14 protein-coding genes are annotated in these 14,013 nt (G+C 75.1%); 7 read left to right on the top strand and 7 right to left on the bottom strand.

Annotation, left to right across the window (positions count from 1 at the left end; translation table 11 throughout):
• Nucleotides 1–41: 41 nt before the first annotated feature.
• Nucleotides 42–932, bottom strand: coding sequence for an AurF N-oxygenase family protein (locus tag FHX31_RS15210; RefSeq protein WP_184976593.1), 891 nt, complete (start codon nucleotides 930–932; stop codon nucleotides 42–44).
• A gap of 48 nt (nucleotides 933–980) precedes the next feature.
• Between FHX31_RS15210 and FHX31_RS15215 the strand changes: the two genes are divergently transcribed.
• The 4 genes from FHX31_RS15215 to FHX31_RS15230 all read left to right on the top strand — a co-directional run bounded on the left by FHX31_RS15215 (nucleotide 981) and on the right by FHX31_RS15230 (nucleotide 3,468).
• Nucleotides 981–1,697, top strand: a complete 717-nt coding sequence (locus FHX31_RS15215; RefSeq protein ID WP_013476934.1) for a TetR family transcriptional regulator — start codon at nucleotides 981–983, stop codon at nucleotides 1,695–1,697.
• Nucleotides 1,694–1,963 carry a DUF4873 domain-containing protein gene (locus tag FHX31_RS15220; protein WP_184976595.1) on the top strand — a complete coding sequence of 90 codons (270 nt, stop codon included), beginning with the start codon at nucleotides 1,694–1,696 and terminating at the stop codon, nucleotides 1,961–1,963. Before FHX31_RS15215 ends, FHX31_RS15220 begins: the two co-directional genes overlap by 4 nt.
• Nucleotides 1,964–1,984: 21 nt before the next feature.
• Nucleotides 1,985–2,623 (top strand): YdcF family protein, encoded by a 639-nt coding sequence (locus FHX31_RS15225; RefSeq protein WP_013286133.1) that lies wholly within the window; start codon nucleotides 1,985–1,987, stop codon nucleotides 2,621–2,623.
• Nucleotides 2,624–2,706: 83 nt separating this feature from the next.
• On the top strand, nucleotides 2,707–3,468 hold the full coding sequence (locus tag FHX31_RS15230; protein WP_184976597.1) for a glycosyltransferase family 2 protein: 762 nt from the start codon (nucleotides 2,707–2,709) through the stop codon (nucleotides 3,466–3,468).
• 24 nt (nucleotides 3,469–3,492) lie between these two features.
• On the opposite strand, the gene FHX31_RS15235 is transcribed toward FHX31_RS15230, so the two are convergent.
• From FHX31_RS15235 to FHX31_RS15245, 3 genes are all read right to left on the bottom strand, one after another.
• A complete protein-coding gene (locus FHX31_RS15235; protein WP_013286131.1) occupies nucleotides 3,493–3,615 on the bottom strand; it encodes a 50S ribosomal protein L36 in 123 nt (40 codons plus the stop codon).
• A 128-nt stretch (nucleotides 3,616–3,743) separates the two neighbouring features.
• On the bottom strand, nucleotides 3,744–5,096 hold the full coding sequence (locus FHX31_RS15240; protein WP_013476937.1) for an extracellular catalytic domain type 1 short-chain-length polyhydroxyalkanoate depolymerase: 1,353 nt from the start codon (nucleotides 5,094–5,096) through the stop codon (nucleotides 3,744–3,746).
• Nucleotides 5,097–5,224: 128 nt separating this feature from the next.
• A complete protein-coding gene (locus FHX31_RS15245) occupies nucleotides 5,225–6,310 on the bottom strand; it encodes a DUF4037 domain-containing protein (protein ID WP_013476938.1) in 1,086 nt (361 codons plus the stop codon).
• Nucleotides 6,311–6,409: 99 nt separating this feature from the next.
• Here FHX31_RS15245 and FHX31_RS15250 point away from each other — a divergent pair, with 99 nt between their 5' ends.
• Nucleotides 6,410–7,333, top strand: coding sequence for a 5'-3' exonuclease (locus tag FHX31_RS15250; protein WP_013286128.1), 924 nt, complete (start codon nucleotides 6,410–6,412; stop codon nucleotides 7,331–7,333).
• A gap of 8 nt (nucleotides 7,334–7,341) precedes the next feature.
• On the opposite strand, the gene FHX31_RS15255 is transcribed toward FHX31_RS15250, so the two are convergent.
• Both FHX31_RS15255 and FHX31_RS15260 read right to left on the bottom strand, forming a co-directional pair.
• A complete protein-coding gene (locus FHX31_RS15255; RefSeq protein WP_013476939.1) occupies nucleotides 7,342–8,232 on the bottom strand; it encodes an MHYT domain-containing protein in 891 nt (296 codons plus the stop codon).
• A 165-nt stretch (nucleotides 8,233–8,397) separates the two neighbouring features.
• On the bottom strand, nucleotides 8,398–11,178 hold the full coding sequence (locus tag FHX31_RS15260) for a DEAD/DEAH box helicase (protein ID WP_184976599.1): 2,781 nt from the start codon (nucleotides 11,176–11,178) through the stop codon (nucleotides 8,398–8,400).
• Nucleotides 11,179–11,263: 85 nt separating this feature from the next.
• Between FHX31_RS15260 and FHX31_RS15265 the strand changes: the two genes are divergently transcribed.
• Entirely contained in the window at nucleotides 11,264–12,028 is a 765-nt protein-coding gene (locus tag FHX31_RS15265) for an HAD family hydrolase (protein WP_402883670.1), read from the top strand.
• A 57-nt stretch (nucleotides 12,029–12,085) separates the two neighbouring features.
• Nucleotides 12,086–13,048 (top strand): EamA family transporter, encoded by a 963-nt coding sequence (locus tag FHX31_RS15270; protein ID WP_184976603.1) that lies wholly within the window; start codon nucleotides 12,086–12,088, stop codon nucleotides 13,046–13,048.
• On the opposite strand, the gene FHX31_RS15275 is transcribed toward FHX31_RS15270, so the two are convergent.
• Complete coding sequence (locus tag FHX31_RS15275) at nucleotides 13,011–13,937, bottom strand: diacylglycerol kinase family protein (protein WP_184976605.1); 927 nt, start codon at nucleotides 13,935–13,937, stop codon at nucleotides 13,011–13,013. The genes FHX31_RS15270 and FHX31_RS15275 overlap by 38 nt on opposite strands.
• Between the last annotated feature and the right edge of the window lie 76 nt (nucleotides 13,938–14,013).

The following is a 14,013-nucleotide window of genomic DNA, read 5'->3' on the forward strand; positions in this document are numbered from 1 at the left end:
GGCGGCCGGCGGCGATCCTTTCCCCTTCGGGTCGCCGCCGGTCAGCCCTCCACCAGCCCGGCCCGGCGCCACAGCGCCCGGCCCGGCCCGGCGACCAGGCCCAGTTCGGTCAGGTGGTCGGCGATCCGCTGCGCGGACCAGCGCAGCGTGGCCCGCCAGTGCGGGTTGGCCCGCGCCGCGGCCCGGCCGGCCGCCGGGTCGATCCCGACCGCCGCGTACGCTCGCGGGTGCACCAGGCGCCGCGTGATCGAGTACGCGGCCCGGCCGATCACCAGCCGCGCGTACGCGAGCGCGACCGGCCCGGCGGCCTCGACCTGCCGGGTCAGCTCGTCGCGGGCGAAGCGCACGTGCCGGGCCTCCTCCACCACGTGGATGCGCGACACCATCCGGATCAGCGGCTGCAACGACTCGTCGGCCATGATCTCGCGCTGGAACGAGTCGAGGATCTCCTCGGCGATCAGGATGGCCGCGTACATCTGCGGGCCGGTCGCCGTGGACTTGAGCCAGCGCCCGAGCAGGTGGTCGAATGGCTCGGCCCGGTAGACCGGCGCGCCGGCGGCCTCGATGAGCCGGCCGAACATGATGGAGTGCCGGCACTCGTCGGCGACCTCGGTGAGCGCGTACTGGGCGTGCCGGCTGGTCGGGTCGGCGTCGTAGTAGTGCCGGATCAGCATCTGCATGAGGATCGTCTCGAACCAGATCCCGGCGCTGGCCGCGCTGGCGACCTCGTGCTTGGTCAGCTCGACCCGCTGGTCCTCGGTCATGGCGTCCCACAGTGGAGTGCCGTAGAGGCTGCTGCGCGTGGGCGGCAGCCAGTACGCGCCGGGCACCGGTGGCGCCGACCAGTCGATGTCGACCACCGGGTCGTAGCTGGTGCGTACCGAGGCGGAGAGCAGGCGGTCGGCGACCGCCTCGCGCGGGAATCCGGCCATGACCCCTCCATATTGACGTAACTTCGAGTAACTGTTACGAGTGGTAGCATGCGACGGACCACCACCGATGTCAATGGCCCCGACACTCCCCCGGAGCCGGCCGCACCCCGTTCCGGCGGGCGGCGCGACCGCTGGGCCGACCACCGCGAACAGCGGCGGCAGGAACTGATCGCCGCCGCCGTGCAGGCACTGCTGCAGCACGGCCCGAGCGTCGACATGGACCAGGTCGCCGCCACCGCCGGGGTCAGCAAGCCGGTGCTCTACCGCTACTTCGCCGACAAGGCGCAACTCTGGCTGGCGGTCAGCGAGGTGGTCGCGGAGCGCGTGGTCGCCGCGATCGCCCCAGCCGTGGAGCAGGTACGCGAGGAGCGCGCGCTGGTCGAGGCGACCATCGACGCGTACCTGAGCGTGGTCGAGTACGAGCCGTCGCTGTACCGGTTCCTCGTGCACGAGTCCGGGCATCCCGGCATCCAGCAGGTGGTGACAGGCACCAGCCGCCAGGTCGCGACCGGGCTGGCCCGGGTCATCGGCGACCGGCTGCGCGCGCTCGGCCTCGACGCCGGCCCGGCCGAGCCGTGGGCGTACGGGCTGGTCGGGTTCGTGCAGGCGGTCGGCGACTGGTGGACCACGCACGGGCAGCCGATCCACCGGGCCGCGCTCACCGAATACCTGACCACGCTGCTGTGGAGCGGCATCGAGGGGGTCCGCCGGGGCGCGGACCTGCCACCGGAGCTGACCCGCGCGCACGAACGGATCGACAGGTGACCTGGGAGGGCACGGCCCAGATCGCCGGCACCACGGTCCGGTTGCACGGCAGCGGGCGGTTCGAGCCGGTCGACGGCCGCTACCACTGGGCCGGACGGGTCGAGCCGGAACCGCGCCTGGTCCGGCTGCTGCGCTCCGGCCGCCGCGACGTGGAGGTCCGGATCGGCGAACGGGTCGCCCGGGCCCGGCTGGCCGAGGTGGACCCGTGGGGCGGCGTCCGCATCACCGGTGTCGGCACGCCACCCTGGCCGCCGGACGACGAGTGATCCGCGCCGTACCGTGAAGGGATGACGTCTCCCGCCACCGTGCTGCTGGTCTTCGGCCGTGGGGTGGTGGCCGGGGACGACGGCTACCGGCTCACCGCGGAGAGCGTGGCGCGCACCGAGGCCGCGGTGGCCTACGTCCGCGCGCACGCCGAGGCGTTCCGCCGCGCGCCGGACGCCCGGGTGGTGTTCACCGGCGGCTGGCCGCACGGCCCGGCCGGCGCGCCCGGCCCGCCCGCCGGATACCGGGAGGCGGAGCTGATGCGGGCGCTGGCGCGCGAGGCGGGACTCGACGCGTACGCCTCGTCGGCGGCCGAGACCCGCTCCCGCACCACTGTGCAGAACCTGGCGCACACCGTCCAGGACGGGCTGCTCGACGCGGCGGAGTTCACCGCGCAGCGCCCGCTCGGGCTGGTCTCCCACCCGTGGCACCTGCCCCGCGTCCGGCTGCTCGCCGCGCGCGTGCTCGGCCTGTCCGGCCCGGCGCTGGCCGACGTGCCGGTGACCGCGCCCGACCCGGTGCCCGTCCGGCGGGAGCGGGCCGCCCGGGCGTTCAGCCGGATCGGCTTCCTCGGTGTGCGTACCCCGGAGGCGTCGCTGCGCCGCGAGCGCGCGCTGGCCCGCGCCGCCGACCGGATCGGACGCCTCACGCCCCGGCGGTGATTCACCGGGGCGGGCCCGGGGTACGAGCGTCCTCGATCGACCCGGCGGGCCGTGCCGGCGGGCGAGTCCACCCGGGAGGTTCCGTGATCGTGCTCGTGCCGGTGTACCGACCGGGTGACCGTCTGCCGCCGCTGGTCGGCGACCTGCGGGACGCCCTGCCCGGGGCGGACGTGCTCGTCGTCGACGACGGCAGCGGCCCGGCCGCCGCCGAGGTGCTGGACGCGGCCCGCGCCCGGGGCGCGACCGTGCTGCGCCGCCGGGTCAACCGGGGCAAGGGCGTGGTGCTGCGCACCGGCTTCCGGTACGCCTCGACGCACCACCCGGGACGCGACGTGATCTGTGTGGACGCCGACGGCCAGCACTGTGTGCCCGACGTGTGCGCCGTGGCGGACCGGATGCGCGCCACCGGAGCGCCGACGCTCGGCGTACGCGGGTTCGACGGCGAGGTCCCGGCGCGCAGCCGGTTCGGCAACGCGGCGACCCGGGTGGCGTTCCGCCTGGCGACCGGCCGGGACGTGCGCGACACCCAGACCGGGCTGCGCGCCTACCCGGCCGCGCTGCTCGGCTGGCTCACCACGGTCCCCGGTGACCGCTTCGAGTACGAGATGACGGTGCTGCTGCGGCTGGTCCGCGCCGGGCTGCCGGTCGAGCAGGTGGAGATCGTCACCCGCTACCACGGCGACAACTCGGGCTCGCACTTCTCCGCGCTCGCCGACTCGGTACGGATCTACCGGCCGCTGGCCGCCTCCGCGCTCGCCCGCCTGACCGGGCGCGCCGAGGTGGACGACGTGCCGGCCGCCGCCGTCGCGACGTCGCGTCCCACACCTGCGTCTCGGACTCCCTGAGCGGGTCGCGCGGCGACGACGGGCTCAGCCCTGCCGGGCCTTCTGCCGCCGGTCGGCCTTGTTGAGGACGAACAGCCTGCCCCGGCGCCGGACCACTATCGAGTCGGCCTTGCGCTTGAGCCCGCGCAGGGAGCTTCGGACCTTCATATCCGCTCCTTCGGTTCCCGCCGGTGTCCGTCCGGCACGGGTACCCGCCGGGGCGGCGCCCATGCCCGGCGGGGCGGCGGCGTCACCGTGTCCGGGACGCCGCCACCCGCCGTGCGAGCGGGGACGGATCAGGCGGTCGTGCAGGTGCTCCCGTTGAGCGCGAACGAGGCGGGCCTACCGGTGTTGCCGGTGTGGGTGGCCTGGAAGCCGATGTCCACCGAACCGCCCGGTGGGATCGACGCGTTGTAGGACACGTTGCGGGCCGTCACCGCTCCGCTGGACGGGCTGTACGTGGCGTTCCAGCCTCCGGTGATCGTCTGACCGCCCGGCAGCGTGAACGCGAGGTTCCAGCCGTTGATCGCCGTGGTGGACGTGTTGGTGATGGTCACCGCGGCGGTCAGGCCGTTGTTCCAGGCGTTCACCACGTACCCGACCCGGCAGGCCCCCGACGGCGGCGGCGTGGTCGGCGGCGCCGTGGTGGGCGGAGGCGTCGTGGGCGGGGGCGTGGTGGGCGGGGGCGTCGTCGGCGGCGCGGTGGTCGGCGGCGGCGTGGTGGAGTCCAGGCCGAAGAAACGGATCGCCTGCGCCGCGTCCACCGGCAGGTTGTGCGAGACGCCCTGCATGCTGATCGCCTCGACGGTCGCGGTGCCGCCGGTGCCGCCGTAGCGGGTACGGGTGTAGCCGGCCTGCGGACTGTCCGTGTACGCGGGCGTCTGGCCCAGCCCGTTCACGTTCGTCCACTGGTCGATCTGCTCGCCGAAGTTCGGGTAGCGCAGCGTCTCGTCGTTGGTGCCGTGCCAGATCTGCATCCGCGGACGCGGGCCGGTGTAACCCGGGTACGCGTTGCGCACCAGGTCACCCCACTGCTGCGGGGTCTTCAGCACCTGGCCGTTGGCGCACTCGCTGTTCCACTCCGAGCCGTTGGTGGTGGCGAAGCAGCCGAACGGCACACCGGCGAACGCGGCGCCGGCCCGGAACACGTCCGGGTAGTCGCCGAGCAGCACGTTAGTCATCATCGCGCCGGACGAGGTGCCGGTGGTGAAGATCCGCTGCGAGTCGACCGGGTAGCGCTGCCGCACGTGGTCCACCATCGACTTGATGCCCACCGGGTCGCTGCCGCCGTCGCGGCGCAGCGCCTGCGGCGAGGAGACGTCGAAGCACTTGCTGCTGCGGGTCACCGACGGGTAGACCACGATGTAGCCGTACCGGTCGGCGAGCGACGCGAACTGGGTGCCGGAGTACATGGCCGGGCCGCTGCCGGTGCAGTAGTGGTTCACCACGAGCAGCCCGGGACGGGCCGCGACGGTGTCCGGGACGTACAGGTACATGCGCAGGTTGCTCGGGTTGGCGCCGAAGTTCGTCACCTCGGTCAGCGCGGCGGCCGAGGCCGGCCCCGGGACGGCGAGCGCCGCCCCGACGGCGAGCCCGGCGGCGGCCAGCGCCGCGCCGAGCAGCCGGAGTCCGCTCCTTTTGGACAGCATGCTGTTCTCCTCGGTGGTGGGAACGCCGCGTGTCGCGGCGTTCTCGCCGGCGAGGCGCCTGCGACGGGCGGCCCGGACCCTCGGAGACGAGATAGACAGTCGCGGATCGATGCGACTCGAATCGGAGTCTAGGCCCCCACCGGCGGGCCGACAACCGCGGCGGCCACCCGGCGGGCGCGGTCGGCGTGGGTGAGCACGTCCACGCTGTCCACGTACTGGTCCACAGCGCCCACCGGCGGGCGGTCGCGCAGCTCCGGGTCGGTGATGGCGGCACGCAGCGTCTCGACGAACCGGCAGGCGTGCAGCACCAGGAACGGCCGATCGTGGAACGGCCGGGCGGCCGGGTCCACCGGCGGCGCCGGCGCGGCGTCGTTGGTCCAGCCGGCCACCGTCTCCAGCGCCCGGACCAGGCCGGGCTCGCGGGCCGCCCAGTCACCCGGGCCGAGCGCGGCGGCGAGCCCGTCCACCACCGGCGCCGCGTCCGGCAGCGTCGCGAAGACCGTGCCGAGCCATTTCGCGTACGGGGGCCAGCGGCGGTGCAGCAGCAGGCCGAGGCGCATCAGATCCCGGGCCAGACCGGCGACCACGACCCGGCTGCCCAGGTCGTCGCCGACCTCGGCGCACCGGCCGGCCAGGTGCTCGGCCTGCGCGACCCGCTGCCACCCGGAGGCGAGCACGTACCGCCACACGTCGTCCGGATACCAGGCGAGCCGGGCCCGGACGCCGGTGAGCGCGCCGTCGAGCCCGTCGTGGAACACCGCTCCCCCGGTCAGCTCGGCCAGCCGCTGCGTCGGCGTCGCCAGCCAGTCCGCCGCCGTCAGTCCGGCGCGCGGGTCGGCGCCGAGCCGCTCCCGCAGCCATCCCCCGAGTTCGTCCACCGTGACGCCGTGCCGGTCGCCGTCGGCGCGGACCGTGCCCAGCCGCGCCGACGGCCCGCCCGCGTACCGGGTCGGCCAGCCGAGGAACCGCGCCGGCAACTCCGCGTCCAGCACCGCCCGTACCGGCGCGACGTCGTGCGCCTTCCCCACGAAGACCCGGGTACGCGGACCCCAGTCGTGGTCGGTGGAACGGGGCGTGTCGAGGCCGAGCAGCTCGGAGCCGCCGTCGAGCAGCCCGGCGGAGTACGGCAGGCCGGGCAGCCGCCGCGCCAGCAGCGGACCCACCACCTCGTCGTGGAACCGGCGGGCCAGGATCAGGCCGGGTACGAAGCTCACCCCGCCAGTCTGTGCATCGGACGCCCGTCGCGCGCCCGGGTTTCCGGTCCGGCGGTCGCCTCCCCCATCCCGTCACAGGGCTGTGGAAGGCTTGTCTCCGTGGCACACCGACAGCCGATCCTCCTGATCGACTCCCCCAGCCTCTACTTCCGCGCCTACTTCGGCATCCCCGAGTCCGCCGCGAAGACCGGCGACGGCCAGCCGGTGAACGCCGTGCGCGGCTTCCTCGACATGCTCGCCCAGCTCGTGCGCACCCGCCGGCCCGACCGGATGATCTGCGCGTTCGACCACGACTGGCGGCCGGCGTGGCGGGTGGAGCTGCTGCCGTCGTACAAGGCGCACCGGGTCGCGCCCGAGGGCGGCGAGGTCGTGCCGGACACGCTGTCCCCGCAGGTGCCGATGATCCTGGAGGTGCTGGACGCGCTCGGCATCCCCGCCGTGGGCGCCACCGGCTACGAGGCCGACGACGTGCTCGGCACGCTCGCGGTGACCCAGCCGGGCCCGGTCGAGGTGGTCTCCGGAGACCGCGATCTGTTCCAGCTCGTCGACGACGCGCACCCGGTGCGCCTGCTCTACGTCGGCCGGGGCGTGGCCAAGCTGGACGACTGCGACGACGCGGCGGTCCGCACCCGCTACGGCGTGCCGGCCGACCGGTACGCCGACTTCGCGGCGCTGCGCGGCGACCCCAGCGACGGGCTTCCCGGCGTCGCCGGCGTCGGCGAGAAGACGGCCGCCCGGCTGATCGACCGCTACGGCGGGCTGGACGGCATCCTGGCCGCGCTGGACGACCCCCGCTCCGGTTTCGCGCCGGGGCTGCGGGCCAAGCTCGACGCCGCCCGCGACTACCTGGCCGTGGCGCCGAAGGTGGTCCGGGTCGCCACCGACGTGCCGCTGCCCGAGCTGGACCCGGCACTGCCGACGTCTCCCGCCGACCCGGACCGGCTGCTGGAGCTGGCGCAGCGCTGGAACCTGGCCGGCTCGTGCCGACGCTTGGTCGACGCGCTGGCGGGCGACCGATCGTGATCAGTTGATCACGAGGGGCGGTCGGTGCTCCGGCGGGTCGGGAACTGGGCGCCGGGCTGCGCCAGCGTCGAGCGGGCGCGCAGGCCGACCGGGTCCGGCGCGGGCTCGGCGGCGGCGGCCGCGTACGGCGCCTCGTCGAGCCGCGAGCTGACGTACGCGGCCCCGGCCCGGTCGTCGTCCGACGGCGCGGCGAGCAGCGCGTAGACGAGCCCGACCACGCCGAAGACCACTGCCAGCACGATCGGCACCAGCAGACCGCTCACCTCGGTGCCGGATGCCGGGCCGCGGCTCTCGTGCAGGTGCACCGACAGCGCGCTCATGCCGGTGAAGTGCATTCCGTTGACCGCGATGCCCATGACCAGCGCCGAGGCGGCGATGGCGAGCGCGCGCCGGACGGTCATCGCCAGCCAGAGCGCCACGGTGGCGGCCACGATCGCGATGACCACCGACAGCGTCACCCGCAGCGGGTCGTAGCCGAGTGAGCCGTCCAGGCGCATGGCGGCCATGCCGGTGTAGTGCATGGCGGCCACCCCGGCGCCGGTGAAGAACCCGCCGGCGAGCAGCCGGGGCGCGGCGAGCCGGCCGGTGCCCACGATCGCCAGCCCGATGCCGACCGACGCCACCGCGATCGCCGTGCTGGCGGCCGTCAGCGGCACGTCGTAGCGGATCCGGGTGCCGCCGACGGCGAAGCCGAGCATCGCCATGAAGTGCATGGCCCAGATGGCTGTGCCGCCCAGCGCCCACGCGGCGAGCAGGCCCCACCAGGCGCGCTGACCGGCACTGGTGGCGGTCCGGATCCGCCCGGCGCAGACCAGCCCGAGCGCCGAGCCGAGCACGGACAACGCGTAGCTGAGCGCGGGTGTGATCCACCCGTACTCAAAGTGATTGATCTCGCCCACGACGCCCTTCCCTCACCATCGGCCGAGCGCGACCCACGGCGCCCCAGGCAATGATGGGATAGGCCCTGACCAGGGCGCACATCGGCCCCCCGACAATTCGTGGGGTGGCAGCGCCGTGACGCAGCGGTGCGTCGGTTTCCGGAAACCGATGACCGAAAGTGACCGTTAGGCGGAGGCGTGGTAGGCCAGCACGCCCCGGTTGACCGCCGCGATGGCCTGCCGGGCGGTGCCGCGCAGCTCGGCCGAGGCGCCACCCGAGTCGGCGACCTGCCCGAGCAGGTCGACCACCTGGCGCGCCCAGCGGACGAAGTCGCCCGCCGGCATCTCCCCGTCGATCTGGTGGCCGCTGGCCAGCACCTTCGCCAGCGCCTCGCCGCGCGCCCACCGGTAGATCGGCCAGGCGAAGCCGAGATCCGGCTCCCGGGTCACGGCCAGGCCGCGCGCCGCCTCGTCCGCTTCGATGTCGCCCCACAGCTTGAGCGTCTCGTCGACCGCGTCGGCCACCGCGCCGCGCGGCAGCGACGCCCGCTCGTCGACGTCCCGCCGGGCCTCGAAGACCACCACCGACACGGCGGCGGCCAGCTCGGCCGGGGACAGGCCGTCCCACACCCGGCGGCGCAGGCACTCGGCCACCAGCAGGTCCGCCTCGGTCCAGATCCGGGCCAGCATCCGCCCGGCGTCGGTGACCTCGCCGTCGGCGGCCAGGTAGCCGCGCGCCGTCAGCAACGCGACGATCCGGTCGAAGGTACGGGCCAGCGAGCCGGTCCGCCCGGACACCCGCTGACGCAGCTCCTCGGTGTCGCGTTCCAGCCGGCGCCGCCGCTCCGCCCAGCGGGCGTGCTCCTCCCGGTCCGGGCAGGCGTGACACGGGTGCGCGCGCAGCTCCACGCGGAGCTGGCTGAGCCGGTGGTCCTCGCCCACCGCCTGACGGGACCGGCCGCCCCGGCGGCCGCCGTGCCGGTCCAGGCCGGTGCCGCTGACCGCGGCGGCCAGATCCCGCCGGGCCGCGGGCGAGCGGTGGTTGAAGTGCTTCGGCACCCGGATGCGGGTGAGCACCTCGGCCGGGGTGGTGAAATCACCAGGGGTGACCCGCCCGGCCCAGCGGTCCTGGGTGAGGACCAGCGGCCGGGGCTCGCCGAACCCGCCGGTGGCCGGGTCCAGCACCACCGCCAGGCCGGCCCGCCGCCCGGACGGCACCCGGATCACGTCACCGACCCGCAGCCGCTCCAGCGAGGCGACGGCCGCCGCCTTGCGCTGGGTCTGCCCCTGCCGGGCGATGGCCCGTTCCCGGTCGGCGATGGCCACCCGCAGCGCGAAGTACTCGTCGAAGTCGCCGTGGTGGCAGGCCGCCTCCACGCCGTACGCGTCGATGGTCTCGGTGTTGCGCTGCACCTGCCGGGCCAGGCCGACCACCGACCGGTCGGCCTGGAACTGCGCGAACGAGGACTCCAGGAGCTCCCGGGCCGGCGCCGCGCCGACGCTGCCGACCAGGTTGACGGCCATGTTGTACGACGGCCGGAAGCTGGAACGCAGCGGGTAGGTGCGGGTGGAGGCGAGCCCGGCGACGTGCCGGGGGTCGGTCTCCGGCGACCAGACGACCACCGCGTGGCCCTCCACGTCGATGCCCCGGCGGCCGGCCCGGCCGGTGAGCTGGGTGTACTCGCCGGGGGTGAGGTCGACGTGGGCCTCTCCGTTGAACTTCACCAGACGCTCCAGCACCACGCAGCGGGCCGGCATGTTGATGCCCAGCGCGAGCGTCTCGGTGGCGAAGACGGCCTTGACCAGCCCGCGGACGAACAGCTCCTCGACGACCTCCTTGAACGCCGGGAGCATGCCGGCGTGGTGCGCGGCCAGGCCGCGCTCCAGGCCGTCGAGCCACTCCCAGTAGCCGAGCACCGACAGGTCCTCGCCGGGGATGGCGGTGACCCGCGACTCGACCACCCGGCGGATCTCGGCGCGTTCGTCCGGGGAGGTCAGGCGCAGCCCGGCGGCGAGGCACTGCTGCACGGCGGCGTCGCAGCCGGCCCGGCTGAAGATGAACAGGATGGCCGGGAGCAGCCCCTCCCGGTCGAGCCGGTCGACGATGTCCGGGCGCATCGGGCCCCGCCAGCGAGGGCCGCGCCGCCCGCCCCCGGGGCCGGCACTGCGGCCCTCGCCCAGCTCCAGACGGCGCATCGTGTCGCGGGTGTAGCGCAGCAGCTCGGGGTGCACGTCGTGCTTGCGGGCCGCGTCGGCGTCGTGGAACAGGTCGAACATCCGCTTGCCGACGAGCATGTGCTGCCACAGCGGCACCGGCCGGTGCTCGGAGACCACCACGGCGGTCTCTCCGCGTACGGTGACCAGCCAGTCGGCGAACTCCTCGGCGTTGGAGACGGTGGCCGACAGCGACACGAGCGTGACCGACTCGGGCAGGTGGATGATCACCTCTTCCCAGACCCCGCCGCGGAACCGGTCGGCCAGGTAGTGGACCTCGTCCATCACCACGTACGCCAGGCCTTCGAGGGTGGCCGAGCCGGCGTAGAGCATGTTGCGCAGCACCTCGGTGGTCATCACCACCACCGGCGCGTCGCCGTTGATCGCGTTGTCGCCGGTGAGCAGGCCGACCTGCTCGGCGCCGTAGCGGTCCACCAGGTCGTGGTACTTCTGGTTGGACAGCGCCTTGATCGGCGTGGTGTAGAAGCACTTGCGCCGGGTCGCGGGGGCGTCGCCGCCGGGCCGGCCCCGCAGCGCCAGGTGCACCGCGAACTCACCCACCACGGTCTTGCCGGCGCCGGTGGGCGCGCAGACGAGCACACCGCTGCCCCGCTCCAGCGCCTCGCACGCCTCGCGCTGGAAGTCGTCGAGATCGAACCCGAGATCCAGTGAGAATTCGTCCAGGGCCGGGAAGGTGGAGGCCTGCGCGGCCCGGCGGCGCGCCGCGGCGTACCGCTCGGCGGGGCTCGACATGGATCCAAGATTAATCGGTGCCGCCGAGGAGCACCGGTCAAGGCCATCCGGCAGGACGGTCGGAGCGGTCGGTAGGGTGCACGACGTGCCGGACCGTACCGAACTGCCCCACGCCTCGAGCGGCGCCGACGACGCCGTCCGCCCGGGCCCGTCCCGCCGGCCCGTGGAGGCGGTGCTCTTCGACTTCCACGGCACCCTCGCCCAGGTCGAGGAGCCGCTGGCCTGGGTGCTCGCCGCCGCGGCCGCCTGCGGCGTCGAACTGGACCGCATCCGGGCCACGTCGCTGGCCGACCGGCTGCTCACCGCCGGGCGTGCCGGTGGCCCGCTGCCGGCGCGGGTGCCGCCCAGGCTGGCCGAGCTGTGGGCCGACCGGGATCTCTACCCGCACGCGCACCGGGGCGCGTACACCGGGCTGGCCGAGACCGTGGACACCGGCATCGACGGGTTCGCCGACGCGCTCTACGAGCGGGTGCTGGTGCCCGAGGGCTGGGTGCCGTACCCGGACACCGCTCCGGTGCTGGGTGCCCTGCGCTCCGCCGGAGTGAAGGTGGCGGTGGTCAGCAACATCGGTTTCGACCTGCGGCCGCTGTTCGCCGCCTGGGACCTCGACGCGCTCGTCGACGCGTACGCGCTGTCGTACGAGGTGGGGCGCTGCAAGCCGGACCCGGGCATCTTCCTGCGGACCTGCGGGATGCTCGGCGTGGACCCGGAGCGCACGCTCATGGTGGGCGACACGCCGGCCGACGCGGGCGCGGTGGCGGCCGGGTGCGGGGTGCTGGTGCTGCCCTGCGCCGACGCGGGCCGCCCGAACGGACTCGGCGCGGTGCTGGACCTGGCCGGGGCCGGCTGAGCGTTCACCTGCCCAGCGGCGCGAACCCGCCGCGGCGCACCGGATACCGTCAGGGGCATGACCGGTGTCCACCCCTTGCCGCCGCGTGCGCCGGGACGGCTCGGCGGGGTCGCGCTGGTACTCGGCGGGGCGCTGTCGGTGCAGTTCGGCTCCGCGCTCGCCGCGCTGCTGTTCCCGCGTACCGGGGTGGCCGGGGCGGTGACGTTGCGGCTGACCATCGGCGCGCTGCTGATGCTCGTGGTCTGCCGCCCCCGGGTACGCGGGTACGGGCGACGCGACTGGGCGGCGGTGCTGGCGTTCGGGCTGGCCCTGGCCGGCATGAACTCGATCTTCTACCAGGCGATCGAGCGGATCCCGCTCGGCCCGGCCGTCACGCTTGAGGTGCTCGGCCCGCTGGCGCTGTCCGTGATCGCCGCGCGCAGGATGGCCGCCTGGTGCTGGGCCGCGCTGGCGCTGGCCGGGGTGGTCCTGCTCGGGCAGGGCGGGTTCGACCGGCTCGACCCGGCCGGCGCCGCGCTGGCGCTGACGGCGGGCGCCATGTGGGCCGCGTACATCGTCTGCTCGGCGCGGATCGGCGCGCGGTTCCCCGGCGCCGACGGGCTGGCCCTCGCTCTGACCGTCGCGGCGCTGCTCACGCTGCCGTTCGGGCTGGCCGACGGCGGCGGTCGCCTCGCCGACCCGGTGGTGCTGGGGCTCGGTACCGGGCTGGCGCTGCTCGCCTCGGTGCTGCCGTACAGCCTGGAGCTGGCCGCGCTGCGGCGGCTGCCGACCGCGACGTTCGCGGTGATGATGAGTCTCGGTCCGGCGATCGCCGCCGTGGCCGGCTGGCTGGTCCTCGGCCAGGCGCTGCGCCCGGTCGAGGTGCTCGCCATCGCGCTCGTGGTCGCCGCGAGCGCGGGCGCGGTCCGCGCCGCCGCGCCGCCGCCTTCTCCCGCGCCGCCGGCCGTTCCCGGCGTGCCGTCCGAGGCGGACCCGGCGGGGGTCAGCGCAGCAGCCGCAGCGCCGCCGGGACCGCGGTGACGGTCACCGGCAGGTCGAAGGAGCGTTCCCCGTCGGCGTACGTGGTGATGCCGTCGGCGGACAGCTCCACCGTCCGCGCCCGGTAGACGCGCGCCAGCGGGTGCGTGACGTGGGTGCCCTGGTAGATCTGCGGCTTGACCCGCATCAGCGTGCGCCTGTCGAACCGGCCGCCTACCACCACGTCCAGCAGGCCGTCGTGCGGGTCGGCGTCCGGGCAGATCCGCATGCCGCCGCCGTAGCTGGCCGTGTTCCCCACCGCGACGAGCACCGCGTCGACCTCCTGTGCCACCCCGTCGAGGACCAGCCGGTAGCGACGCGGCCGCAGCCGGGCCAGCTCCACCACGATCGCCAGGTCGTACCGGCGCGGGCCGCGCGGCCAGCGCATCCGGTTGGCGCGTTCGTTGACGATCGCGTCGAAGCCGGCCGCGAGCACCGCGCCGAACCAGCGGTCCGCCTCGCCGGGCCGGGACAGCCGCGCCAGGTCGACCGGGCGGGTGCGGCCGGCGGCGAGCGCCGCGGTGATCACCTCGACGGCGGCCGTCGGGTCGGCCGGGAAGCCGGTCTCCATCGCGAAGTCGTTGCCGGTGCCCGCCGGGACCGGCCCGAACGCCACGGCCGTGCCGGCGACCGCCTGCATCGCCCGGTGCACGGTGCCGTCGCCGCCCACCGCGACGAGCGCCCCGGCGCCGCCGGCGACCGCGGCGTGGCACGCCGCCTCCGCCTCCTCGGGGGTACGCGCGCGCAGCAGCTCGACCGGGCGGCCGGCTCCGGCGAGGCGCTCCAGGATCCCGGGCAGCAGACCGCGGTGCCGCCCCCGGCCCGCGGTCGGGTTGGCGAGCACGGCGACGGGGCCGGACGGGACATGATCGTGCGCGGTCACGGCGAGCACCGTACGGCACGCCTCGCGCCGCCCACCAGAGCCAGGTCACACGGCGGGTGGGCGGCACACGCCGACGGCGCCCGGC

The organism is Micromonospora sp. CNZ286, from assembly GCF_014207755.1.